Genomic DNA, 23362 nt, shown 5'->3' with positions numbered 1-23362 from the left:
TGGGATGAGCGTATGCGCGCGCCGTTTTGCTGCCTAGCGCTGAGTCGGCGCTGTCGTATTCAAAACACCGACCTCATGCTGGCCGTCAATCGGGCAACCAGTTTCAGGTTTTTCTGAATGGCTTCGGCCTCCAGTCGGCCCAGCGGTAGATCGCTGGCGGCCACCAACAGGCCCAGCTTGGTGCCGTCGATCGTATGAATAGGCGTGGTGAACAGCCCTTCGATGGTGGATGCACCAAACGCAGCCAGGGGCTGCGGCGTCCACTTGGCAGGCGCCGAGGTCAGCGACGGGTCGCCGCTGCCCAGCAGCTTGTCGAGTGCCTCGAGTTGCGACACGGCAGTGGTCTGACCATGGAAGCTCAATTCGATCTGGCGGTTCTCCATGAAGCCGAGCCAGAGCGAGGGGTTCGATTTGCGCAGGGCCAGGTAGCGCACACCGGTCAACTGTGCAGCGAGTTGCAATACGGCGGTAATGGATTCGTTCTTGTCTATCTCGGCCATCTCGGCACTTAGCAAATCCGATCGGCGATGATAGGCGGAAGGGACATTCATCTCATGAATACTTTTAAGTTTGCACATTCGTCCCACCTTTTTCCATGGCGAGTTAGGTGCAGTTAAGTGTCAGCTCAATACTTGAACGGAGTTGGCAGTCATTATTCAGTCAATCGCCATCCGCCACGTACCCGGCTTTTGAAAGGGTACATGACCGCGCTGCGTCGACCCTGGAGGGCCGAACGCTTCGCTGGTGGGATGATCAGCAGCAGGGTTCGATAATGGCACTTCAGTAATCGTTCCATTCTTTTTTATTTTTTTAACCGCGTGATTATCACTCTCATCTTGATCTTCTGTGCAACCTGTTTAATGAAGCAGATGCTGTAACGATTTATGTATTCAGTTATTTGAGCCAATAAACTGGCGTCAAAACAGACTGTGGTCAAAACTGCATGTTCGTAACTTTTATCAAGGATCGAAAATGCTCACTCCACGCTCAATAGGTGGCGCCATCGTTAGCCTTGCGTGCCTGCCGTTCTATGTACTTGCCGCCGATTTCACGCCCGCACAACGCCTCGAGCATGCCCAGGCCGAGCAGCAAGCCTATCTGGCCACCGTGCAGCAATTGGTCGATGTCGACACCGGTACCGGACAGGCCCCAGGCCTGAGGACCGTCAGCGACCTGCTGGTCGAACGCCTCAAGGCGCTGGGTGCCGACGTGCAGACTCGCTCAGCCAATCCTTCTGCGGGCGACAACATTGTCGGCACGCTCAAGGGCACAGGCAGCCAGTCGTTTCTGCTGATGGTTCACTACGACACGGTGTTCCTGCCAGGCACGGCAGCCAAGCGGCCGTTCAAGGTGGCGGGCGATCGTGCCTATGGGCCTGGCGTGGCCGATGCCAAAGGCGGGGTGGCGATGATCCTGCCTGCGCTGAAGCTGCTGCAGGACGAGCAGTTCAAAGGCTTCGGCACGCTGACCGTGCTGTTCAACCCGGACGAGGAAACCGGTTCGGCCGGTTCGAAAGCGCTCATCGCTGAACTCGCTCGCCAGCATGACTACGTATTCTCGTACGAGCCGCCGGACAAAGATGCCGTGACGGTCGCCACCAACGGCATCAACGGCTTGCTGCTGCAGGTCAAGGGTACGTCGTCCCATGCAGGCTCCGCACCCGAAGCCGGGCGCAATGCCGCAATGGAACTGGCTCACCAGTTGCTGCAACTCAAGGGCCTCGGCGATCCCGCCAAGGGCACCACCGTCAACTGGACGATGCTCAGGGCTGGAGACAAGCGCAACATCATTCCCGACAGCGCCTCGGCCGAGGCCGATATGCGCTACTCGGACGTGAGTGAAAGCGAGCGGGTGCTGGCCGATGCCCAACGCATCGTGCGCACGCAATTGATCGAGGGCACCGAAGTCAGCCTGCGTCTGGACAAGGGGCGACCGCCACTGGCGAGAAACGCCGGTTCCGAGCAACTGGCCAAGACTGCCGAGAAGCTCTACGGACAGATCGACAAGCGCATCGAACCCATCGCCATGCGTTTTGGTACCGACGCCGGCTATGCCTATGTGCCGGGCAGCGCCAAGCCGGCGGTGTTGGAGACGTTGGGTGTAGTGGGGGCCGGCCTGCATGCCGAGGATGAATACATCGAGCTGTCGAGTATCGCCCCGAGACTGTACCTGACCGTCTCGATGATCCGGCAGCTGTCTGCCACAGCGCCCTGACGGCATTGCAAGAGAGGTCAGGGCGTGTCTGCGCGCGAGCGGCGTATCTGCTGGGCCAAGGTGTAGGCCGCCCCACGCAGTTCGTCGAATCGATCATTCAACTCGACATGCCCTGGCTTCCAGGAAAAGCCGTTGCTGTCGTAATGCTGCCCGAGGACCACATCATTGAACGAACCCATGCCGCCGTAGGCTGATAGCAGAAAGTCCGCGCCGCCGCCGTCACCGGCGAGCAGACGGGTGCGTGCCCGGCGCATCCATTGACTCCAGTGCTGGTCGCCATCGCCTTCGAGCAACAGGGCCAAGCGTTCGAGTACATGCACCAGTGCCTGGGTATCCGCATTCATCGGCAGTGATCACTCCACATAGCGCACCCACAGGTGCGAACGTCCCTCGATACCGGCGCGCAGCACATCCAGTCGTACCTCGTGCTGTTCAGCCGGAACGTTGTACAGCGCGCACAGGTCTGCCGCAACGCGCGCTGCTTGCGCTGCATCAGGCGCTTCGGCCCGTGTGAAGCCCAAGTACGAGGCACCGACCCCCATCAGGGTATAACCGTGGGTCTGTTGCAGGTGCCGGGCCAGCGCGCAGTTCTGCGCAGGGTCCAGGTCGCTTTCGAAGTAGCCATTGGGGAACGCGGCCAGGGCCTGCCAAGGCTGCTCGACTGGCGCCGCCAGCGCGAGCATGGGCTGATCGATCAGCATCAGCGGTTTGGCTTGATAGGCCAGCCAATGCTCCAGCGCGGCGTCATCCAGGGTCAGGCCATGGGCACAAAGAGCCTCGAACGAGAGGGCCTGCGCCTGGCGCAGAAGAATGCGCAGGCAAGGGGCGAACTCTGCCTTGGTGGTGGTGTAACCCAGGTACTGACCGTTCTCGAAGCACTCGGGCGGCAATTGCCCCAGATCCGCCTCGCTCACGGCGTCGAGATTCGAAGACAGCCGTGCATGGCCGCTGGTGTAGAGCGCTTGGGGCAAGTCATCCAGCGAAAACAGCACCGTGCAGCCTGAGTGACGGGCAGCGATCTTGCGGCCTGCTGCCGACAGTTCGTCCATGCGCGTCAGGCCGTCGAGGCGGTAGGCATCGCACGTGCGCGAAGACGGGTTGTGGGCGCTGTCGTTACCAAGAAACTGAATGATCATTGCGCCTGCTCCGCGGGGTGTTCATGGTTCTGTCTGCATCCGTGCCGGTAAGGAACCGGCTGCGCCATTGAACGAAACCACGGCTCGCCTGGCAACGGCACTGGCCAGGGCGCACAACAGATTGTTCAGCAATCACAAGCGCCAGTGCCGCCTGTCACTGAAGCCTGTGGGCGGCGCACTAGTGGGTGGCGTTCAGCGTGCGCTCGATGAGTTTGATCACTGTGTCGCGCTGCTTGGCGGCGAGAAAGTAGGCGGGCAGGTTGGCGATGTCGCCGTAGACACCGCGCCGAGGTCGATCGGTGGCGCGCACGTACTCGACGATTCGCCGGGCATGGTCTCGGTCCCAGGCCCAGAGCAGCCTGCCGCGAACCGACCATTGCCACCAGGCGTCCTGGGGCCAGTTCAGCAAGTGAACGAAAGGCGCCTGGCACGTCTGGCATTCGACCACGCCACGGGTGAGGGGCACGTAACCCTGCCCGTGGCTCGAACCATGCAGCAGGTGCTGGCTGGAACTGCCGGCAGGCGCCTGCCATGGCAGCAACTGCGGGTAGCGCTCCACCACGTACCAGCCGCCCCAGCGACGTGCCGGTTGATCGGTTGGCAGAACGGTGGTGAATTCGAAGGGTTCGATGAACAGGGCCTGCCCCTGGCAATGGGGGCAGGTCGCTTCCAGGCGATCGCGATGACTCATGGGTAACCTTGATGAACTCGACAGCGCCGGGCCGAGGCTAGCAGCGGTCCGAACGAGCTGCAACGCTGTGCTCGGACCGCAGCGCCGTCGAACTCACAGCACGAACACATTCACCTGCCGCTCCAGTCCTTGGGCCAGACGCTGCAGCGCGCCCGCCGTTTCGCTGGTCTGCTCCACCGCCTGGCTGTTGTGTTGCGACATCTGGGCGATGCGCTCGACGTTACGCGCCACATCCTGGCTGGCGGCGGTCTGCTCGCGCAGGGCCAGGGAGATCTGGTCGACCACGCGAACCACGTCGGCGGAGGACTGGCGGATGGTGACAATCGCTTCGCCTGCCTGCTGCGCCAGGGCCACGCCGCCTTTGACCTGCTCCACCCCCACATCCATGCTGCTCACCGCATCGCGGGTGCCGAGCTGGATCTTCTTCACCATGTCGGTGATTTCCTGGGTGGAGTTGGCGGTGCGCTGCGCCAGCAAGCGCACTTCATCGGCGACCACCGCGAAGCCGCGGCCCTGCTCACCGGCCCGTGCCGCTTCGATGGCCGCATTCAGTGCCAGTAGATTGGTCTGCTCGGCGATGCTCTTGATCACCCCGACGATGCTGGAGATCTGCTCGGCGTGCTGGTCCAGTTCGCCGATCTGGCCGGCCGAGGCCTGCACCGTGTCGGCAATCAGGCGCATGCTCTGCAGGGTCTCCTGAATCACGCTGCCGCCTTCGGTGGATTGCCGTCCCGACTCGCTGGACAGCGCGTGGGCATCGCCAGCGTTGTCGGCGACATGATTGATGCTGACGGTGAGCTGCTCCACCGTGGCTGCCATGGACGACGCCGAATGCGACTGTTCCTGGGCCGAAGCCGACAACTGCAGCGAGGCGCTGGAGATGCTCTGCGAGGCGCTGACCAACTGCTCCGCGCCCTGACGGATCTCGCCGATCATGCTGCGCAAGCGGGCCTGCATCGCGGACAGTGCCTGCAGCAGGGTGCCGATCTCGTCACGTCCGCTGCCGTCGATGGCGTTGTCCAGACGTCCTTCGGCGATGCGCTGGGCAACGTCAAGCGCCTGACCCAGGCGGCGACTGAGGTTGCCCGACAGCGACCAGGCGATGAGCATCGCCAGCACCACGGCGGCCAGGCCGCCGCCAATCAGGATTGCGACCGCATCGCGCTTGGCGTCGTTCATCGACGCGGTGCGCTGGTCTTGCAGGGCTTTCTCGCTGGCGCGCAGTTCGCCGATCACTTCGCGCATGGCGTCCATCTTCGCCCGGCCACGGCCCGCGGCGATCTGCTCGGCCAGTGCGGAGAAGGGTTGAGCCCCTTGGTTGACCTGCTCGCGCAGGGTCAGGCTGGATTGGATATCGTCCTGTAGCCATTGCCCATACAGCGCCTGCAGACGCTCCAGGCGCGCCTGCTGCTCGGGATTGTCGGCGGTCGCCGCCTTGATTTGATCGTGATAATCGGTGAAGCCTTTTTCGCCTGCATGCATGGGCGTCAGGAAGCTGTCCTGGCCGGTCAGGGCATAGCCGCGCATGCCGGTCTCGATGTCGATCAGGCTGCGCAGTACCGCGCCCGATTGGTTCAGTACCTCATAGCTGTGGATGTTGCGCTTGACGCTGCTGCTGACCTGATCGAAGCCACGCAGCGCGGCCAGTACCAGAACCAGAATGATCAGCAAGATCAGCGCGAAGCTGGCGTAGAGCTTTTTGCGAAGACTGAGGTTGGCAAACATCGAAGGAGGGCTCCCGAAAGCACGGACGGATCGCCTCGCCCCGCGCAAAGCGGGTAGTGGCTGTTTGATACTCAAACGGCATCAGTGCTCCGACGAGACTTGTACAAGGAAAGTTCGCTGTACAAGTAAATATTCATTGTTGATGTGTTTTGCCACGCGTTTGGAGAGGTTCGATGAGGTGAGCCCCTTCATTGCGTACGTTGCCCACTGCATGACCGACGGCATGCCAGCGAAACGCGGTATCGGGCTTGCCGCCGCTATGCACGATCTCCAGCGCCCGTTGCAGCGACGTGGCTGGATCGATCCATTCACGTGCCAGCGCTGCCGTCAGCACCACAGGTTTGCGCCCATGAATATCCGCAAGCCGCCCATCGGCCGGCGCAGTGACAATGACGAAGCCTTCACGCACATCGGCCAGGTCATGGCCTGGGGCTTCGGCCAGTGCGGCGAAGAACAGCGGCTCACCCTCGGCGGCCTTTACGTACCAGGGCTGCTTGCTCCGGGCATCGTGTACGGCCGCCGACCATTCATACCAGCCGCTGGCCGGCGCCAAGGCCCGTCCGCCTGGCCACAGCCTGCTGAAAAATCGGCCATTGCCGAGGGTTTCGGCGCGGGCGTTGATCGGCACGGGGCCTCTGTCGCGAGCCCAACGTGGCACCCAGCCCCAGGGCAGGTCGTCCACCTGCACGCCGTCGTCCACCGGACGGATGATCGGCGCACGGCTGCGCGGGGCGACGTTGTAGCGATGGATTCGCTCGTCGTCGTAGCCATTGATCACCACCAGGTCCAATGACAACTGCTTGAGGTAGTGATCCATGGATTCATAGATCGAATAACGTCCGCACATGGGTGACCTCTACGTTTGTCGGCCTGCGATTGACCGACATGCTGCTGGCTAGTTAACTGTATATGCATACAGTCTGCCCTGAGTTCGACACCATGACCATCACCTTCCTGGGTACGCCGACCGGCGGACCCGACCTGCATCCACGCTACGCCTTTCGGGTGCCCGCTGGTTTCCCATCGCCGGCAGACGACCACTTGGAGCGGCACATCTCGCTGGATCAGTTGTTCGACCTGCGCGCACCGCATGTCTATCTGGTGCAAGTGGAGGGCGACAGCATGCGCGGCGCGGGGATTTTTTCCGGCGATATCGTCATCGTCGACCGTGGCCGAGAGGCCGAGCATGGCGACATCGTCATTGCCGCGTTCAATACCGAGCCGGTGTGCAAGCGCCTGTTCCGTCGTGAAGGCATGGTGATACTGCAATCGGAAAATCCGGCTTACCCGCCTCGGCACGTGCTGGAAAGCGACGAGTTGGTGGTCTGGGGTGTGGTGCGTTACAGCGTGCGTGATCATGCGCAGTGATCAGGTGTTCGCGTTGATCGACTGCAACTGCTTCTATGCCAGTTGCGAACGTGTGTTCCGGCCTGACCTTGCGCGGGTGCCGATCGTGGTGCTGAGCAACAACGACGGTTGCGTGATCGCCCGGTCTTACGATGCCAAGCCCTTCGTGAGGATGGGCGAGCCGTATTTCCAGGCACGGGAAAAGCTGCGCCGCCACGGGGTCGTGGCGTTTTCCTCGAACTACGCGCTGTATGGCGACATGAGTGAGCGGGTCATGTCGTTGATCGAGTCACAGGTGCCGGCGGTGGAGGTCTACTCGATCGACGAATGCTTTGCCGACCTGAGCGGTGTCCCGGGTGATCTGACCACCTTCGGCCGGGCCGTGCGTTCGAAGGTGATGAAGGGCACGGCGATCCCGGTGGGCGTCGGTATCGCCCGGACCAAGACCCTGGCCAAGCTGGCCAATCATACGGCCAAGCGTCTGCTGGGGCAGACGGGCGGGGTGGTCGACATCACCGAGGACTTCAAGCGCGACTGGGTGCTGCGCAACACCGATGTCAGGGAGGTCTGGGGTATCGGCAAACGCATGGCCTTGCACCTGCAAGGCATGGGCATCCACACCGCGATGGACCTGGCCCGGGCCGACGCGCCGACTTTGCGCGACACGTTCAGCGTGATGATCGAGAAGACCGCTCGGGAGTTGCGTGGTATTTCGTGCCTGGCGCTGGAGGACGCCGAACCGCCCAAGCAGGAAATCTGCTGCAGCCGTATGTTCGGTACCCGCCAGACCGAACTCGAACCCATTCGCCAGGCGGTGGCCACCTACACCGGCCGGGCAGCGGAAAAGCTGCGACGCCAGGGATCGTTGTGCCGGCAACTGCGGGTCAGCATTCGTACCGGCATGTTCAATACGGGCGAACGGCACCATGCTCAAGGGGCACTGGTGCAGTTGCCCTATGCCACTAACGACACCTTGCTGCTCACTCGCTCGGCGACCGAGGCGTTGCAACGGATCTACCGCGAGGGCTACCGCTACAGCAAGGCCGAAGTTCTGCTGCTGGACTTGTGTCGGCCGGGTGAGGTCACCGGCGATCTGTTCACGCTGGCGCAGCCTGAGGCAGATGGCCGTCTGATGGGCGTGGTGGATGCGATCAATGGACGATTCGGCCGAGGCACCCTGAGGACGGCCAGCGTGCCCCTGGCGCCCGAGTGGGCGATGCGCAGAGACTTGATGAGCCCGTCGTATACGACACGTCTAGATCAGCTGTGGAAGGTCTATGCGCGCTGAGACGAGCATCGAAGGTGGCTTGAGAAACGATCATGGCGAAGCGTCTATGTAAATATTTGCAACTAAGAAGTATTTACATATAGCATCTCGCCGCTTTTGCACTCACCTGTCATTTATCGTCTCGTCTGGAACCCCCATCGATGCGTCGCATGATCGTCTCGCTGTGCCTGCTCAACGCCGCTGCGCCCTTGGCGCTGGCTGCCGAACTCCCGTCTGCCACCGGTAACGTCGAACTCGACGCCGTCAACATCAACGCCGACGCTGGCGACTACGAGCGCGCTGATGGTCCGGTACAGGGCTATCGAGCCAGCCGCTCGGCCTCGGCCACGCGGACCGACACCTCGCTGCACGAAACGCCGCAGTCGATCAGCGTGGTGCCCAAGGATGTGCTGGACGATATTGGCGCCACGCGCCTGCAGGATGCGCTGGACTACGCGGGCGGCGTAGGCCGGGCCAACAACTTCGGTGGCCAGGGCCTGACGACGTTCACCGTGCGTGGCTTCACCACCGGCGAGTTCTATCGCAACGGCTTCCCGATCAACCGCGGCTACCCCAACGCCCCCGACGCCAACACCATCGAGCGCCTGGAGGTGATTCGCGGGCCGAACACCGCGCTGTACGGCCGCGGTGACCCAGGCGGCACCTTCAATGTGGTCAGCAAGCAGCCGCTGGCCGAGCGCAAGATCACCCTCGGCAGCCAGTTCGATGACCAGGGCATGCACCGTGCCACGCTGGATGCCAGCGGCCCGCTGAACCAGGACGGGTCGCTGGCCTACCGCCTGAACCTGCTGGGCGAGGGCGGCGACAGTTTCCGCGACGATGTGCGTGGCGAACGCTACGACGTGGCGCCGGTGCTCAGCTGGCAGGTCAACGACAGCACCAAGATCACCTTCGAAGGTGATTTCATGCGCAACAATCATCCGCTGGACCGCGGCCTGCCGCGCTACCCGACCCAGACCGGCAGCCTGTCGCGCGACACCTACCTGTGGGAGAAGGGCAGCGACAACCTGCTGCACAACGACAACAACATGGCCCAGGTGCGCTTCGAGCATCAACTCAACGACAGCTGGACCCTGGGCGGCGGTTTCCAGTTCCTCGACGGCTCGCTCGAGGGCAACGCCGTGGAGGCCAACGGCGCCCCAGCCGACGGCCGCACGCTGCAGCGCAACTTCAACTACCGCAAGCTGGAGTGGACCGATCGCGACTGGCAGCTCAACCTCACCGGTCACTTCGACACGGGTAGCTTCAGTCACACCTTGCTGACTGGCATCGAGTACGAGAACTACGACTACAACTCGATCATTCAGCGCTCGTCGGCGGCCCGCGGCACCTATCCGATCGATCTCTACAATCCCGTCCTCGGCCAGCCGCGCCCCGCGCTGACCCGCGTCACCACTTGGGATAAAGAGAACCTGCAGACCTGGGCCGCCTTCATCCAGGATCAAGTGACCCTGACCGAACGCCTCAAGGCCCTGGCCGCTGTGCGTTTCGAGCGCTTCGAGCACGACTACGACAACAAGCTGAACAACGCCGGCGACTTCACCAAGGCCGAAAACAGCGTCACCCCACGCTTCGGGCTGATGTACGACCTGACCGACACCGTAGCCGTCTACGCCAACACCGCGCGCTCGTTCAAGCCCAACACCGGCACACCGGCCGGTGGCGGTGGCTTCGATCCAGAGAAGGGCAAGTCCTATGAAGTGGGCGTCAAATGGGAGGCGCTGGAGCGCCAACTGAGCGTGGACGCGGCGCTGTATCACATCGTCAAGGAAAACGTGCTGACCCTGGACCCGGCCAACCCCGCCAACAACCTGGCCGCCGGCGAAGTCCGCAGCCGTGGCCTGGACCTGAACGTGACCGGCAACATCACCCCGGCATGGAAAGTCATCGGTGGCTACGCCTATGTCGATGCCGAGGTCACCAAGGACAACCGCCTGGCCTCCGGCACGCGTCTGGCCAACATTCCGCGCAACAGCTTCAGCCTGATCAACACCTATGAGTTCCAGGACGGCTTCGCCAAGGGGCTGGGGTTGGGCTTCGGGGTGAAATACGTGGACGATCGCAAGGGCCAGACCGAGAACGTCACGTACACCATGGACCGCTACAGCGTGGTCGACCTGCTCAGCTACTACAAGGTCAACGAGCACGTGCGCCTGAACCTGGACGTGAAGAACCTGTTCAACAAAGGCTATGACGAAGCCGCGTGGAACAACTACGTCTATCCTGGTGCACCGCGCACGGTGCAGGCGGGCGTCGCCTACACCTTCTGAGGCGTTGTGGCATTGGCGTGTCGAGGGAAAAGCAGTATCGTGGCGCGCCCCAGAGATCACCGCAGCGCCAGGGAGTCTCGATGCTGCTTTGTCCCTCCACTGTTCGCCGAACCCTGCCATGGGTTGGCTGAAACGTCTGCTCGGTTTCCAGGCGCCACGCCGGGAGACCGGGAACGTTGCGCTCGCGCAGCTGCCGTTCGGCCTGGCCAGCGGCGCCACGCTGACCCTCGATCCTGCCCTGGGCCCACGGCTGTCCGGTCACGCCCATCTGTTGCTGCCCCCAGGGCCACAGCCGGTGTGGGCGGTGGGCGAAGTGCCGCTCGACGCGTCGATGCGTCTGGCGCGCTTCTACCTGGACGACGAGGACTACTGGCTGCAAGTGGTGATGAACGGCCCGCGTGCGTCGCAGGCCGGCGACATCGTGCTGTTCGGTTACCACAGCGTGCAGCCGATCGCCGACGATGAGGCGTTCAAGCGCCTGGCGGGTGCCTCATCGACCGTCGGCCTTGCACACGTGGTGCATGACGGCGAGATCTTCGCTCGCCAATGGGGCACCGATCCCGGCCAGGCCCGACTGGTGCCCTTGACCGAACGGGTCAGCAACCCGGAGGCCCGCTACCTGGTGCGTCACCTGTCGATGCTCTACGCGCGCGATACGGGCCTGCCCGAGCGCCGGGAATTTCTGCTGTTTTCAGTGGAGGAGGATGCGGCGGGCAGCGTCTGCCTCAGCACTTCACTGGGCATTACCCTGTACCCCACGGACTTTCACGTCACCTGACAAGGAACTCGCATGCTCGAAGCCCTGCGCCACTCGATCAACGCCCAGGCGTTCATTGCCTTCACCCTGTACATCGGCCTGGCCCTGGTGCTGTTCTGGCTGTTCCAGTTCATCTACACGCGCCTGACCCCTCACCGCGAGTTCGCCCTGATCCGCGACAACAACAGCGCCGCCGCCGTCGCCCTGGGCGGCGCGCTGATCGGCTTTTCGCTACCGGCCAGCAACATCATCACCTACAGCATCGGCCTGCTCGATGTGGTGATCTGGGTGGTGATCGGCGCCGTGGTGCAACTGCTGGCCTTCTCCATCGCCAGTTGGGTGCTCAAGGGCCTGGCCGCGCGCATCGCCAAAGGCGAAATGGCTGCCGCGATCTACGCCGCCGCCGTGGCCATCAGCGTCGGCCTGCTCAACTCGGCGTGCATGACCCCGTCGGTCTGAGCCAGGAGGAACCGGACATGAAACGCAGTTCTCTCAAGCTGGTGCTGGCCGGCTCGTTGCCGCTGACCCTGACCGCCTGCGGATGGGGCGAGGACACCTACGAGGTCAGTCAGCGTGTCGACTACGCGGACGTCGAGGCGTGCGTCGCCGACAACGTACCGCGTCGCGACTGCGAACAGGCCTCTCAACAGGCCCGGCTCGAACAGCAGAAAAATGGCCCGAGGTATGCCAGCAAAGCCGAGTGCGAGGCCGTGTACAGCCCCGGCGGCTGCGAAACATACGACCTGACCCATTACCAGCCGCAGTTGGACGGTTTCGCCTTGCAGACCACCGGCGAAGTCAGCCAGGCGCAGCTCGATGCCGCCAACAACGACCCGAGCTTGCACGCCCAGACCAGCGGCCTGGGGCGCGCGGCCACGGGGGTGATCGCCGGGATGCTGCTGAGCAAGGTCGTCGCGCCGGACAGCCGCCGCTACAGCGCACAGCCCCTGTATCGCTATGGCACCGGGCCTGACGATTTTCGTCGCGACGTGGTGCGGCAACGCAAGGACGAGGCGCAGGCAGCCAGCAGCGGATATTCGGGCGGCGGTGGCTACAGCGGTGGCGGTGGCTCTACCGCCAGAAACGATTACTACACGTCCTCCAGCCGTCGCCAGGTGGCGTCTTCGGTGATCACCCGCAGCGGCTTCGGCAGCGCGGCGCTGGCCCGCGGTGGTTGGGGCGGCAAGTCGTTCAGCTTTTTCGGCGGCTGAGCATGCGCCGCATCGCCCTGGCCGAACGTCCAGACTGGCGCGCCACCGCCGAGCGCGAGGGGTTCGCCTTTCATACCTTCGACGGTGAGCGCTACTGGGACGAGCGCGCCTACTATCAGTTCAGCGAAGCTCAGGTTGTGCGCGACCTGCAGGCGCCGACTCAAGCGTTGCACGCGTTGTGCCTGGACGCCGTGGCGCGGATCGTCGACAGCGAAGCGCTGCTGACGCGCCTGGCGATCCCGCCGGCGTACTTCGATCTGGTGCGCCAGTCATGGCGTTCGCGTGATCCGCACCTGTACGGACGCTTCGATTTCAGTTACGACGGCCGTGCGCCGGCCAAGTTGATCGAAGCCAACTACGACACACCCACCTCGTTGTACGAGGCGGCCGCGTTTCAGTTGATCTGGCTGGAAGAGCAGATCCAGCGCGGGGGGCTGGCGCCGCACGCCACCCAGTTCAACCGCATCGCCGAAGACTTGGTGCAGGCGTTCTCGACCTTCGACCGCCAGGGCATCTTCCATTTCTCGACCATCGCCGGATCCGTGGAAGACCGCGGCACCACCGATTTTCTGCGGCGCATGGCCGAACACGCGGGCATCGCCACGCGGCACATCGATCTGCAAGACATCGGCCTGGACGCGCGTGGGCGTTTCGTCGATCTGCGAGGCGAGCCGATCGCGCGCCTGTTCAAGCTGCATGCCTGGGAGCACATGTTCCATGAGCCTTTCGGTCCGGCGATCCAGGCCAGCGGCACGCAGTTCGTGGAGCCGGCGTGGAAGTCGCTGCTGTCCAACAAGGGCCTGCTGCCGCTGTTGTGGGAGTGGCATCCGGGGCACCCGAACCTGCTGCCAGCCTATCTGGACCCAGACCCTCTGCAACCAGTACCCAAGGGTTGGGTGCGCAAGCCGTACTTCTCCCGCGAAGGGGCGAACGTCGATATCCGCACCGATGACGATCAGCGGGTGTTCGAGGACGGTCCGTACGATGACGCGCCCTACATTCTCCAACGCTTTGCGCCGCTGCCCAGGTTCGACGAGAGCTACACGCTGATCGGCTCATGGGTCATCGGTGACCGGGCGTCCGGCATCGGCATCCGCGAGGACGACACCTTGATCACCAAGGACAGCTCGCGTTTCGTGCCCCACGTGGTGCTGGACTGAGCGCTACCTCGACGACTTGACTATCTGATACCCGCATGTCGGATACCCGCATGTCGGAACCCGCATGTCGCTTTCAAGACGTGCCCTGTCGTTTGCGCGCAACCTGTTCGCCATATCGGTGCCATGCTTATCAGGATGTCCGTAGACCAGGTGCGCACAGACGCACCGGCACGGACGAGGAGGGCGGCCGTGATCTTGTGACCGTGACAGGCCCGGCACGCCACAGCAGAACACCGCCGGACGTCTGTCTGCATGGAGCGACGACGCCGGGTTGCCGAGGTCCGCTGCATGCCTGATGAGACGCTTGACCTGCCCTTGATTCACCGCGTACTGGACAGCCACAAGGAGGTGCCGGGCGCGTTGCTGCCGATCCTCCATTCCATCCAGCGCGGTTTGGGCTACGTGCCCGACGCCGCCGTTCCCGAGATCGCCCACGCCTTGAACCTCAGTCTGGCCGAGGTGCGTGGGGTGATCAGCTTCTACCACGATTTCCGCACCTCGCCGCCGGCGCGCCACACCTTGCGCCTGTGCCGCGCCGAGTCGTGCCAGAGCCGGGGCGCCGAGGCCCTGGCCGCACAGTTGCGCGAGCAGCTCGGTCTGGACGACCACGGCACCAGTGCCGATGGCGCGCTTAGCCTGCGCCCGGTGTACTGCCTGGGTGCCTGCGCCTGTTCACCGGCGCTGGAGCTGGACGGTCAGGTGCACGCCCGACTCACCCCTGAGCGCCTGCGCGCGCTGGTCCAGGGCTGCATGACGGAGGCAGGCGCATGATCACCTTGCACCTTCCCTGTGATTCGCTGGCCCGCGCCGTGGGCGCCGACCAGGTGGCCGAGGCCCTGGAGAGCGAAGCGGCACGCCGGCAACTGCCGCTGCAGATCCGCCGCACCAGTTCGCGTGGCTTGTACTGGCTGGAGCCGCTGCTGGAGGTGGACAGCCCGCAAGGCCGCCTGGGCTTCGGACCGGTAGGTGCCGAGGACGTGCCAGGCCTGCTGGACGCGTTGACCGGCGACGCCACCCATGCGCTGGCGCTCGGCCCGGTCGAGCAGATCCCTTACCTGAAGACTCAGCAACGCCTGCTGTTCGCTCGCGCCGGCATCACCCGGCCGTTGTCGCTGGACGACTACACGGCCCATGGCGGTTTCGAGGGCCTGCGCCAAGCGGCGTTGCTGGACGGTGACGCGGTGGTCGCCGCCGTGCTCGACTCGGGGCTACGGGGGCGGGGCGGGGCGGCGTTTCCGGCCGGCATCAAGTGGCGCACCGTGCGCCAGGCGCCGGCGGCGCAGAAATACATCGTCTGCAACGCCGACGAGGGCGACTCGGGCACCTTCGCCGACCGCATGCTGATGGAAGGCGACCCCTTCCTGCTGATCGAAGGCATGATCATCGCGGGCCTGGCCGTCGGTGCCAGCAAGGGCTACATCTATGTGCGCTCGGAGTACCCGGATGCCATCGCTGCGCTCAACGAGGCCGTGATCCTGGCCCGCGAGGCGGGGTACCTGGACGTCAACGGCAGCGGTGTGGCCTTCGAGCTAGAGGTACGGGTTGGTGCCGGTGCCTATATCTGCGGTGAAGAGACCGCACTGCTGGAGTCGATCGAGGGCAAGCGTGGCATCGTTCGCGCCAAGCCGCCGTTGCCGGCACTGGAGGGCTTGTTCGGCCAGCCAACGCTGGTGCACAACGTGCTCACCCTGGCTTCGGTGCCGATCATCCTGGCCAAGGGCGCGGCGTTCTACCGCGACTTTGGCATGGGCCGTTCGCTGGGTACCTTGCCCTTCCAACTGGCGGGCAACGTCCGTCATGGCGGTTTGGTGGAGCGCGCCTTCGGCCTGACCCTGCGCGAGCTGGTCGAGGGCTACGGCGGCGGCACCGCCAGCGGCCGACCGTTGAAAGCCGCGCAGATCGGTGGGCCGCTGGGCGCCTGGGTGCCGCCGTCGCAGTTCGATACGCCGCTGGACTACGAGGCCTTTGCTGCCATGGGAGCGATGATCGGCCACGGCGGCGTGGTGGTAGCCGACGACACCCTGAACATGGCCAGCATGGCGCGCTTCGCCCTGCAGTTCTGCGCCGAAGAATCCTGCGGCAAGTGCACCCCGTGCCGGATTGGTTCGACCCGCGGAATGGAAGTGGTCGACCGGTTGATCGCCAGCAGCGATTCGGCTGCCCGTGAAGACCAGGCGCACCTGCTGCGTGACCTGTGCGACACCCTGCAATACGGCTCGCTGTGCGCCATGGGCGGCATGACCGCCTATCCCGTCGCCAGCGCCCTCAAGCATTTTCCTGCCGATTTCGGTCTGGCCAGCCCGGAGGCCGCGCAATGATCAACTACTTCGACCCCGCCAACAGCGACATGGACCTGGGCACGCCTGCCCGTGACAGCGAGGTGCAGGTCAGCCTGAACATCGACGGCCGTGCCATCAGCGTGCCGGCCGGTACGTCGGTGATGCGCGCGGCGGCGCTGTTGGGCACCAGCATTCCCAAACTGTGCGCCACCGATACCCTGGAAGCCTTCGGCTCGTGCCGCATGTGCATGGTCGAGATCGACGGCATGCGCGGCTACCCGGCTTCGTGCACCACGCCGGTCAGCGACGGCATGGTGGTGCGCACCCAGACCCCGCGCCTGGCCGACCTGCGGCGCAATGTCATGGAGCTGTACATCTCCGATCACCCGCTGGACTGCCTGACCTGTTCGGCCAACGGCAACTGCGAGCTGCAGACCGTCGCCGGCCAGGTGGGCCTGCGCGAGGTGCGTTATGGCTATGAGGGCGCCAATCACCTGACCGAGGCGAAGGACGTTTCCAACCCGTACTTCGACTACGAGCCGAGCAAGTGCATCGTCTGCAGCCGCTGCGTGCGCGCCTGTGAAGACATTCAAGGCACCTTCGCGCTGACCATCAGCGGCCGTGGCTTCGAATCGCGGGTGGCGGCGGCCGGTGGCGACAACTTCCTGTCTTCGGAGTGCGTGTCGTGCGGTGCCTGCGTCCAGGCCTGCCCGACCGCGACGCTGACCGAAAAGAGCCTGGTGCAGATCGGTCAGCCGGAGCGCGCGGTGATCACCACCTGCGCGTATTGCGGCGTCGGCTGCTCATTCCGGGCGGAAATGAAGGGCGATCAGCTGGTGCGCATGGTGCCGGACAAGAATGGCGGCGCCAACCATGGCCACGCCTGCGTCAAGGGTCGTTTCGCCTGGGGCTACGCCACCCATCCGGACCGTATCACCCAGCCAATGATTCGCAAGCGCCTGGAAGATCCCTGGCAGGAAGTCAGCTGGGAGGAAGCACTGAGCTACGCGGCCAGCGAGTTCCGGCGCATTCAGCTCAAGTATGGGCGCGATTCGATTGGCGGCATCACCTCCAGCCGTTGCACCAACGAGGAAGCGTACCTGGTGCAGAAACTGGTGCGTGCTGCCTTCGGCAACAACAACGTCGACACCTGCGCTCGGGTCTGCCATTCGCCGACCGGCTATGGCCTGAAGCAGACCCTGGGCGAGTCGGCCGGTACCCAAAGCTTCGATTCGGTGATGCAAGCGGACGTGATCCTGGTGATCGGTGCCAACCCTACCGATGCCCACCCGGTGTTCGGCTCCCAGCTCAAGCGTCGGCTGCGCCAGGGCGCCAAGTTGATCGTCGTCGATCCACGCCGCATCGACCTGGTCGATTCGCCCCATGCCCGCGCCGAGTTGCACCTGCAACTGCGTCCAGGCACCAACGTGGCCATGCTCAACGCCCTGGCCCACACCTTGGTCAGCGAAGGCCTGCTCGATCAGGCGTTCATCGAGGCACGCTGCGAAGGCGCGGACTTCGCTCGCTGGCGCGAATTCGTCGGCTTGCCGGAGAACGCGCCCGAAGTGCTGGGCCCGGTCTGCGGTGTGCCCGCCGAGCAGATCCGCGCGGCGGCCCGGTTGTACGCCGAAGCCGGTAACGCGGCGATCTACTACGGCCTTGGGGTCACCGAGCACAGCCAGGGCAGCACCGCCGTGATGGGCATCGCCAATCTGGCGATGGCCACCGGCAACATCGGCCGCGAAGGCGTCGGGGTCAACCCGCTGCGCGGCCAGAACAACGTGCAAGGCTCCTGCGACATGGGCTCGTTCCCCCACGAGTTGCCAGGTTATCGGCACATTTCCAACGAGACCGTGCGCGCCGAGTTCGAGCAGGCCTGGGGCGTGACCCTGCAGCCCGATCCGGGCCTGCGCATCCCCAACATGTTCGAAGCCGCGCTCGATGGCAGCTTCAAGGCACTGTACTGCCAGGGCGAGGACATCGCCCAGAGCGACCCGAACACCCAGCACGTCACTGCCGCCCTGATGGCCATGGAGTGCGTGGTGGTGCAGGACATCTTCCTCAACGAAACCGCCAAGTTCGCCCATGTATTCCTGCCGGGCAGTTCGTTCCTGGAAAAGGACGGCACCTTCACCAACGCCGAGCGCCGCATCTCACGGGTGCGCAAAGTGATGGAGCCGATGGCCGGCAAGGCGGACTGGGAAGCCACTGTGGCCCTGGCCAACGCCTTGGGTTATCGCATGGACTACCGTCATCCTTCCGAGATCATGGATGAAATCGCCCGTCTGACGCCCAGCTTCCATGGCGTCAGCTACGCCGAGATCGAGCGCCGCGGCAGCCTGCAGTGGCCCTGCAACGACGCGGCCCCCGAGGGCACGGCGACCATGCACATCGATCAGTTCGTGCGTGGCAAGGGCCGCTTCATGCTCACCGGCTACGTACCGACCGACGAAAAGGTCAACGCGCGCTATCCGCTGTTGCTGACCACCGGCCGTATTCTCAGCCAGTACAACGTCGGGGCGCAGACTCGGCGTACCCACAACGTCGCCTGGCATGACGAGGACCGCCTGGAAATCCACGCCAGCGATGCGGAAAGCCGTGGCATCAGTGACGGCGACTGGGTGGGCGTGGGCAGCCGTGCCGGCCAGAGTGTCCTGCGCGCTCGGGTGAGTGCGCGGGTCGCACCGGGGGTGGTCTACACCACCTTCCACTTCCCCGAGTCCGGCGCCAACGTAATCACCACCGACAACTCCGACTGGGCGACCAACTGTCCGGAGTACAAGGTCACTGCGGTCGAGGTGGTGCGCGTGTTCCAGCCGTCGGAGTGGCAGAAGCGCTACCAGCATTTCAGTGACGAACAACAGCGCCTGCTCAAGGAGCGGCGTCAGGCCGAGGGGCAGGAGAAAGCCGAGGTGCGTCGATGAGCAATGACAGCCTGGTCAAGATGGCCAACCAGATCGCCCATTACTTCGACAGTGAGCCGGATCGCACCTTGGCCGTGCAGGGGGTGAGGCAGCACCTGCAGAGCTTCTGGACCCCGGCGATGCGTCGCCAGTTGAGTGAGTGGATCGAGGCCCATGCGGGGGAGGGGCTGGATTCGAAAGTGCGCGAAGCGTTGAGCTAGTCGGTACAGAGCCGCCCTGATCGCTGACAGGGCGGCTCCCCTCGAACATGAAACCTCCGTCATCTTCCCTCGGCGCGCCCGGTGCTAGGCTCGGGTAAATTCTCGCCGCGGACTTTTCCTATGGACATGAACTGGCACCAGGCCCTGCAACAGAGCCTGAGCTGGCTGGCATTCGCCTTTTCGATCACTGTCGTCGCGTTCATCGGCGCCGCCGTGCTGGCGGTGCGTTTTACCCGCTGGGGCCAGCAGTTCTGGCAATTGGCGGGTGCTTACTTCAATTTCAGGCGCAGTTGGCGACCATTGTCGATGTTCGCGCTGTTACTGTTGCTGACGCTGTTTGCGGTGCGCATGAACGTGCTGTTCTCGTTCTGGTACAACGGCTTCTACGACGCCTTGCAGAGCCTGGATCAGAGCGCCTTCTGGTATTTGCTGGGCGTATTCGCCGTGCTGGCGAGCATTCATGTGGCACGCGCGCTGTTCAGCTACTACGTCACGCAATCGTTCAACATCCACTGGCGCGTCTGGCTGACCGAACGCCTGACCGCCGACTGGATGCAGGGGGATGCCTACTATCGTGGGCAGTTCCTCGAGCAATCCGTGGATAACCCGGACCAGCGTATCGAGCTGGACATCAGTGCCTTCGTATCCGGCTCGGTGTCGCTGGCGCTGGGGGCGGTCGGCGCGCTGGTATCACTGGTGGCGTTCACCAGCATTCTCTGGGGGCTGTCGGCACCGCTTGCGGTCGCGGGTGTCGAGGTGCCGCGGGCGATGGTGTTCGCGGTCTACCTCTATGTGCTGATTGCCACCTGGATCGCCTTCCGTCTTGGCCAGCCATTGATCCGGCTGAACTTTCTCAACGAGAAACTCACGGCGAACTTTCGTTATGCACTGATGCGCCTGCGTGAAAACGCCGAGAACGTGGCCTTTTACCAAGGTGCCCAGGTCGAGCGCGGGACCCTGCTGGGTCGCTTCTTCGCACTCATCGGCAATGTCTGGGCCTTGGTCTGGCGGACGCTGAAGTTCAATGGTTTCAACCTCGGCGTAGGGCAAGTGGCGGTGGTGTTTCCGTTCATCCTCCAGGCCCCACGTTTCTTCAGTGGGGCCATCAAGCTCGGCGATGTGATGCAGACCGCGCAGGCGTTCGGACAGGTACAGGATTCGCTGTCGTTCTTCCGTGAGTCCTACGATACCTTTGCCAGCTACCGCGCCACCCTGGACCGTCTCACCGGCTTCGTCGATGCCAACCGCCAGGCCGTGGCGTTGCCGCAACTCACGACTCGCGAGTTGTCGCGCGCGTTGGCCATCGAAGGGTTGCAGGTGTGTCGCCCTGACGGTCAGCGCTTGATTGCCGACCTTGACCTGCACCTGCAGGCTGGACAGGCGCTGCTGATCAAGGGCCCATCGGGCAGCGGCAAGACCACGCTGCTGCGAGCGCTGGCTGGCCTCTGGCCCTATGCCGAAGGTCAGGTCGGACGGCCGCTTGGGCACTTGGCACTGTTCTTGTCGCAGCGACCGTATCTGCCGCTCGGCGATCTGCGCGCTGCCATCGCCTATCCAGCGCCCTCGAGCCCGGGGCAGGACGCGAAAATGCAGCAGGTGCTGCGCCATGTGAGCCTGGCGCATCTGGCCGAGCGGCTGGAGGAAAGCCGAGAGTGGTCGCGCATTCTGTCGATCGGTGAGCAGCAACGTCTGGCCTTCGCGCGGGTGTTGTTCAATCAGCCGCACGTGGTGTTTCTCGATGAGTCCACCTCGGCGATGGACGAGGGGCTCGAACATGCCCTGTACTCGATGCTGCGTCGCGAGATGCCGGAAACACTGCTGGTCAGCGTCGGTCACCGCAGTACCTTGGCGAGCTTTCACAGCCACCGTCTGGAGCTGGATGGGCGGGGTGGTTGGGCGATGGTCGAGCAGGAAGCGGTCGTACTGTCCTGAATGTCGGTCTGTTGCGCAGGACTTTTCAGCGCTCCAAGCAAAAGCCCCCAGACATCGCTGTCTGGGGGCTTTTGCTTGGAGGCGAATTTACATGTTGGGGTAGTTCGGCCCGCCAGCACCTTCGGGGGTGACCCAGGTGATGTTCTGTGACGGATCCTTGATGTCGCAAGTCTTGCAGTGCACGCAGTTCTGCGCGTTGATCTGGAAGCGCTTGCTGCCGTCTTCCTGGGTGACCACCTCGTACACGCCTGCCGGGCAATAGCGCTGGGCGGGCTCGTCGTACAGTGGCAGGTTGGTGGCGATCGGCACATTTGGATCGGTCAGTTTCAGGTGGCAGGGCTGTTCCTCTTCATGGTTGGTGCTGGAGAGGAAGACCGAACTGAGTTTGTCGAAGCTGAGTTTGCCGTCGGGTTTCGGATAGTCGATGCGGGTGGAGTCGGCCGCAAGTTTCATGCAAGCGTAGTCCGGCTTGGTATCGCGCAAGGTGAAAGGCAGCTTGCCCGCGAACCAGTTCTGATCGATGTAGTTGAACGCGGCGCCGAACAGCGGGCCGAACTTGTGCATGGCCGGGCCGAAGTTACGGCTGGCGTACAGTTCCTCATACAGCCAGCTGGCCTTGAACGTCTCGACATAGCGATCGAGGGTGTCGCCGCCTTCGCGACCGGCCAGCAGGGCTTCGGCCACCGCGTCGGCGGCGAGCATGCCGGACTTCATCGCGGTGTGGCTGCCTTTGATCTTGGCGAAGTTCAGCGTGCCCAGGTCGCAGCCGATCAGCGCGCCGCCGTTGAACACCATCTTGGGCAGCGAGTTCAGGCCGCCTTTGCAGATGGCGCGCGCGCCGTAGCTGATGCGTTTGCCGCCTTCGAGGTATTGGCTGATCACCGGATGGTGTTTCAGACGCTGGAATTCGTCGAACGGCGACAGGTAGGGGTTGGCGTAGGAGAGGTCGACGATCAGCCCGACCACCACCTGGTTGTTCTCCAGGTGATAGAGGAAAGAGCCGCCGGTGTTCTCGGCGCTGACCACGTCCAGCGGCCAGCCGGCGGTGTGCACCACCAGCCCCTGCTCGTGCTTGCTCGGGTCGATCTCCCAGATTTCCTTGATGCCGATGCCGTAGTGCTGCACATCGGCTTCGCTATCCAGGTTGAAACGCTTGATCAGTTGCTTGCCGATGTGTCCGCGGCAGCCCTCGGCGAACAGGGTGTACTTGGCGCGCAGTTCCATGCCCGGCGTATACAGGCCTTCCTTGGGGTTGCCCTCGCGGTCCACGCCCAGATCGCCCGTGACGATGCCGCGCACCACACCGGCGTCGTCGAACAGCGCTTCCTGGGCGGCGAAGCCTGGATAGATTTCCACGCCGAGGTTTTCGGCCTGTTGCGCCAGCCAGCGGCACAGGTTGCCCAGCGAGATGATGTAGTTGCCCTGGTTGTGCATGGTCTTGGGCACGAACAGGTCGGGCACCTTGACCGAGCTGCCCGCGTCTTTGAGCACATAGATGTCGTCGCGTTTGACTTCGGTGTTCAGCGGCGCGCCGAGGGCTTTCCAGTCGGGGAACAACTCATTCAGCGCACGGGGCTCGAACACCGCGCCAGAGAGGATGTGGGCGCCCACTTCGGAGCCTTTCTCGACCACGCAGACGCTGATCTCGTTACCGGCTTCGGCGGCCTTCTGCTTGAGGCGGCAGGCGGCGGACAGGCCCGCGGGACCTGCGCCGACGATGACCACGTCGAATTCCATGTATTCGCGTTCCACAGGTTCTCTCCTACTCAAGGCTCGTCGCGTTTGCTTTGTCTTATGGGTGTCTCGAATGCCCGCTCACGGTGGGGGCAGCGGTAGCCGTGCCAGAGGCGGACTACACCGTATTGTCTTGGCCGCGCATTATATCTACACCACTTGGCGGGTCCAATACAAACGTTTGTTTGAATATGCCGCAGCCCAGTAAAATCACAGGTGTGCGGCTGGAGGCTGGCCGATTTGCCGTATTGACCCGATTGGGTGTTACGGTCAAGATACGAGCGGTTTTACGCTCGCCGTAGGCTGATCGTCGGGCGCAGGTGCACCTCTAAAAGCCAGGCGTGGAGCAGGGTTTTCCGGCCAAAACCCGTCGTGTAGTGAAGTCTACACGGCACGACAGGAAATGACCCAAGGGTTTTGCCCTCCGGGTCGCCACGAGACTCAGCAGTCACGGCAAATTTCCTCGCCCTCGGAACGTTTTCAGAGGTGTCCTT

19 protein-coding genes and 2 pseudogenes are annotated in these 23362 nt (G+C 63.7%); 13 read left to right on the top strand and 8 right to left on the bottom strand.

Features of this window, described 5'->3' with window-relative positions; translation table 11 throughout:
- Nucleotides 1–59: 59 nt before the first annotated feature.
- A complete protein-coding gene (locus Q6A47_RS01320; RefSeq protein ID WP_116888567.1) occupies nt 60–500 on the bottom strand; it encodes a hypothetical protein in 441 nt (146 codons plus the stop codon).
- A gap of 439 nt (nt 501–939) precedes the next feature.
- Between Q6A47_RS01320 and Q6A47_RS01315 the strand changes: the two genes are divergently transcribed.
- The gene (locus Q6A47_RS01315) at nt 940–2214 is read left to right on the top strand and encodes a M20/M25/M40 family metallo-hydrolase (protein ID WP_369811408.1); all 1275 of its coding nucleotides are present in this window, start codon (nt 940–942) and stop codon (nt 2212–2214) included.
- A gap of 17 nt (nt 2215–2231) precedes the next feature.
- Here the strand turns inward: Q6A47_RS01315 and Q6A47_RS01310 are convergent, their stop codons facing one another.
- The 6 genes and pseudogenes from Q6A47_RS01310 to Q6A47_RS01290 all read right to left on the bottom strand — a co-directional run bounded on the left by Q6A47_RS01310 (nt 2232) and on the right by Q6A47_RS01290 (nt 6613).
- Nucleotides 2232–2558, bottom strand: a complete 327-nt coding sequence (locus Q6A47_RS01310) for a DUF6966 domain-containing protein (protein ID WP_029612039.1) — start codon at nt 2556–2558, stop codon at nt 2232–2234.
- A 9-nt stretch (nt 2559–2567) separates the two neighbouring features.
- On the bottom strand, nt 2568–3350 hold the full coding sequence (locus Q6A47_RS01305) for a DUF4253 domain-containing protein (protein ID WP_304482674.1): 783 nt from the start codon (nt 3348–3350) through the stop codon (nt 2568–2570).
- Nucleotides 3351–3528: 178 nt separating this feature from the next.
- The gene (locus Q6A47_RS01300) at nt 3529–4041 is read right to left on the bottom strand and encodes a hypothetical protein (RefSeq protein WP_039578720.1); all 513 of its coding nucleotides are present in this window, start codon (nt 4039–4041) and stop codon (nt 3529–3531) included.
- A 93-nt stretch (nt 4042–4134) separates the two neighbouring features.
- Nucleotides 4135–4725: pseudogene (locus tag Q6A47_RS22905) on the bottom strand (methyl-accepting chemotaxis protein); the annotation flags it as partial.
- A gap of 267 nt (nt 4726–4992) precedes the next feature.
- A pseudogene (locus tag Q6A47_RS22900) lies at nt 4993–5766 on the bottom strand (CHASE3 domain-containing protein); the annotation flags it as partial.
- Between the two features lie 133 nt (nt 5767–5899).
- On the bottom strand, nt 5900–6613 hold the full coding sequence (locus tag Q6A47_RS01290; RefSeq protein WP_304482671.1) for an SOS response-associated peptidase: 714 nt from the start codon (nt 6611–6613) through the stop codon (nt 5900–5902).
- 92 nt (nt 6614–6705) lie between these two features.
- On the opposite strand from Q6A47_RS01290, the gene Q6A47_RS01285 reads away from it, so the two are divergent.
- The 12 genes from Q6A47_RS01285 (at nt 6706) to Q6A47_RS01230 (ending at nt 21134) form a co-directional block, all read left to right on the top strand.
- Nucleotides 6706–7134: a LexA family protein gene (locus tag Q6A47_RS01285; RefSeq protein ID WP_029612044.1), complete on the top strand. Its 429-nt coding sequence runs from the start codon at nt 6706–6708 to the stop codon at nt 7132–7134.
- Complete coding sequence (locus Q6A47_RS01280; RefSeq protein ID WP_304482668.1) at nt 7124–8401, top strand: Y-family DNA polymerase; 1278 nt, start codon at nt 7124–7126, stop codon at nt 8399–8401. Before Q6A47_RS01285 ends, Q6A47_RS01280 begins: the two co-directional genes overlap by 11 nt.
- Nucleotides 8402–8541: 140 nt before the next feature.
- Nucleotides 8542–10671 carry a TonB-dependent siderophore receptor gene (locus tag Q6A47_RS01275; protein WP_304482667.1) on the top strand — a complete coding sequence of 710 codons (2130 nt, stop codon included), beginning with the start codon at nt 8542–8544 and terminating at the stop codon, nt 10669–10671.
- Nucleotides 10672–10789: 118 nt separating this feature from the next.
- Nucleotides 10790–11449 carry a DUF2491 family protein gene (locus Q6A47_RS01270; RefSeq protein WP_304482666.1) on the top strand — a complete coding sequence of 220 codons (660 nt, stop codon included), beginning with the start codon at nt 10790–10792 and terminating at the stop codon, nt 11447–11449.
- A 12-nt stretch (nt 11450–11461) separates the two neighbouring features.
- The gene (locus Q6A47_RS01265) at nt 11462–11887 is read left to right on the top strand and encodes a DUF350 domain-containing protein (RefSeq protein WP_029612047.1); all 426 of its coding nucleotides are present in this window, start codon (nt 11462–11464) and stop codon (nt 11885–11887) included.
- Between the two features lie 17 nt (nt 11888–11904).
- Nucleotides 11905–12639, top strand: coding sequence for a DUF1190 domain-containing protein (locus Q6A47_RS01260; RefSeq protein ID WP_116888560.1), 735 nt, complete (start codon nt 11905–11907; stop codon nt 12637–12639).
- Between the two features lie 2 nt (nt 12640–12641).
- Nucleotides 12642–13799: a glutathionylspermidine synthase family protein gene (locus Q6A47_RS01255; RefSeq protein ID WP_304482663.1), complete on the top strand. Its 1158-nt coding sequence runs from the start codon at nt 12642–12644 to the stop codon at nt 13797–13799.
- Nucleotides 13800–14087: 288 nt separating this feature from the next.
- Nucleotides 14088–14570: a formate dehydrogenase subunit gamma gene (locus tag Q6A47_RS01250; protein ID WP_304482662.1), complete on the top strand. Its 483-nt coding sequence runs from the start codon at nt 14088–14090 to the stop codon at nt 14568–14570.
- Nucleotides 14567–16117 carry a formate dehydrogenase beta subunit gene (locus Q6A47_RS01245; RefSeq protein ID WP_039578699.1) on the top strand — a complete coding sequence of 517 codons (1551 nt, stop codon included), beginning with the start codon at nt 14567–14569 and terminating at the stop codon, nt 16115–16117. Before Q6A47_RS01250 ends, Q6A47_RS01245 begins: the two co-directional genes overlap by 4 nt.
- Nucleotides 16114–19002 (top strand): formate dehydrogenase subunit alpha, encoded by a 2889-nt coding sequence (fdhF, locus tag Q6A47_RS01240; protein ID WP_304482660.1) that lies wholly within the window; start codon nt 16114–16116, stop codon nt 19000–19002. The genes Q6A47_RS01245 and fdhF overlap by 4 nt, the downstream gene beginning before the upstream one ends.
- Nucleotides 18999–19202, top strand: coding sequence for a formate dehydrogenase subunit delta (locus Q6A47_RS01235; RefSeq protein ID WP_029612051.1), 204 nt, complete (start codon nt 18999–19001; stop codon nt 19200–19202). The genes fdhF and Q6A47_RS01235 overlap by 4 nt, the downstream gene beginning before the upstream one ends.
- A gap of 120 nt (nt 19203–19322) precedes the next feature.
- Nucleotides 19323–21134 carry an ABC transporter ATP-binding protein/permease gene (locus Q6A47_RS01230; RefSeq protein ID WP_304482659.1) on the top strand — a complete coding sequence of 604 codons (1812 nt, stop codon included), beginning with the start codon at nt 19323–19325 and terminating at the stop codon, nt 21132–21134.
- An 87-nt stretch (nt 21135–21221) separates the two neighbouring features.
- On the opposite strand, the gene Q6A47_RS01225 is transcribed toward Q6A47_RS01230, so the two are convergent.
- Nucleotides 21222–22886, bottom strand: a complete 1665-nt coding sequence (locus Q6A47_RS01225) for an electron transfer flavoprotein-ubiquinone oxidoreductase (RefSeq protein ID WP_039578690.1) — start codon at nt 22884–22886, stop codon at nt 21222–21224.
- Nucleotides 22887–23362 lie beyond the last annotated feature (476 nt).

This window comes from Pseudomonas boreofloridensis (assembly GCF_030580795.1).
Lineage (GTDB): Bacteria > Pseudomonadota > Gammaproteobacteria > Pseudomonadales > Pseudomonadaceae > Aquipseudomonas > Aquipseudomonas boreofloridensis.
Note: the sequence above shows the minus strand (reverse complement) of the source record. Positions and strands in the feature narration are given on the sequence as shown.

Coding starts and splice junctions, on each gene's coding strand:
- Q6A47_RS01320 (WP_116888567.1), bottom strand. CDS start 500: ATGGCCGAGATAGACAAGAACGAATCCATTACCGCCGTATTGCAACTC.
- Q6A47_RS01310 (WP_029612039.1), bottom strand. CDS start 2,558: ATGAATGCGGATACCCAGGCACTGGTGCATGTACTCGAACGCTTGGCC.
- Q6A47_RS01305 (WP_304482674.1), bottom strand. CDS start 3,350: ATGATCATTCAGTTTCTTGGTAACGACAGCGCCCACAACCCGTCTTCG.
- Q6A47_RS01300 (WP_039578720.1), bottom strand. CDS start 4,041: ATGAGTCATCGCGATCGCCTGGAAGCGACCTGCCCCCATTGCCAGGGG.
- Q6A47_RS01290 (WP_304482671.1), bottom strand. CDS start 6,613: ATGTGCGGACGTTATTCGATCTATGAATCCATGGATCACTACCTCAAG.
- Q6A47_RS01285 (WP_029612044.1), top strand. CDS start 6,706: ATGACCATCACCTTCCTGGGTACGCCGACCGGCGGACCCGACCTGCAT.
- Q6A47_RS01280 (WP_304482668.1), top strand. CDS start 7,124: ATGCGCAGTGATCAGGTGTTCGCGTTGATCGACTGCAACTGCTTCTAT.
- Q6A47_RS01275 (WP_304482667.1), top strand. CDS start 8,542: ATGCGTCGCATGATCGTCTCGCTGTGCCTGCTCAACGCCGCTGCGCCC.
- Q6A47_RS01270 (WP_304482666.1), top strand. CDS start 10,790: ATGGGTTGGCTGAAACGTCTGCTCGGTTTCCAGGCGCCACGCCGGGAG.
- Q6A47_RS01265 (WP_029612047.1), top strand. CDS start 11,462: ATGCTCGAAGCCCTGCGCCACTCGATCAACGCCCAGGCGTTCATTGCC.
- Q6A47_RS01260 (WP_116888560.1), top strand. CDS start 11,905: ATGAAACGCAGTTCTCTCAAGCTGGTGCTGGCCGGCTCGTTGCCGCTG.
- Q6A47_RS01255 (WP_304482663.1), top strand. CDS start 12,642: ATGCGCCGCATCGCCCTGGCCGAACGTCCAGACTGGCGCGCCACCGCC.
- Q6A47_RS01250 (WP_304482662.1), top strand. CDS start 14,088: ATGCCTGATGAGACGCTTGACCTGCCCTTGATTCACCGCGTACTGGAC.
- Q6A47_RS01245 (WP_039578699.1), top strand. CDS start 14,567: ATGATCACCTTGCACCTTCCCTGTGATTCGCTGGCCCGCGCCGTGGGC.
- fdhF (WP_304482660.1), top strand. CDS start 16,114: ATGATCAACTACTTCGACCCCGCCAACAGCGACATGGACCTGGGCACG.
- Q6A47_RS01235 (WP_029612051.1), top strand. CDS start 18,999: ATGAGCAATGACAGCCTGGTCAAGATGGCCAACCAGATCGCCCATTAC.
- Q6A47_RS01230 (WP_304482659.1), top strand. CDS start 19,323: ATGGACATGAACTGGCACCAGGCCCTGCAACAGAGCCTGAGCTGGCTG.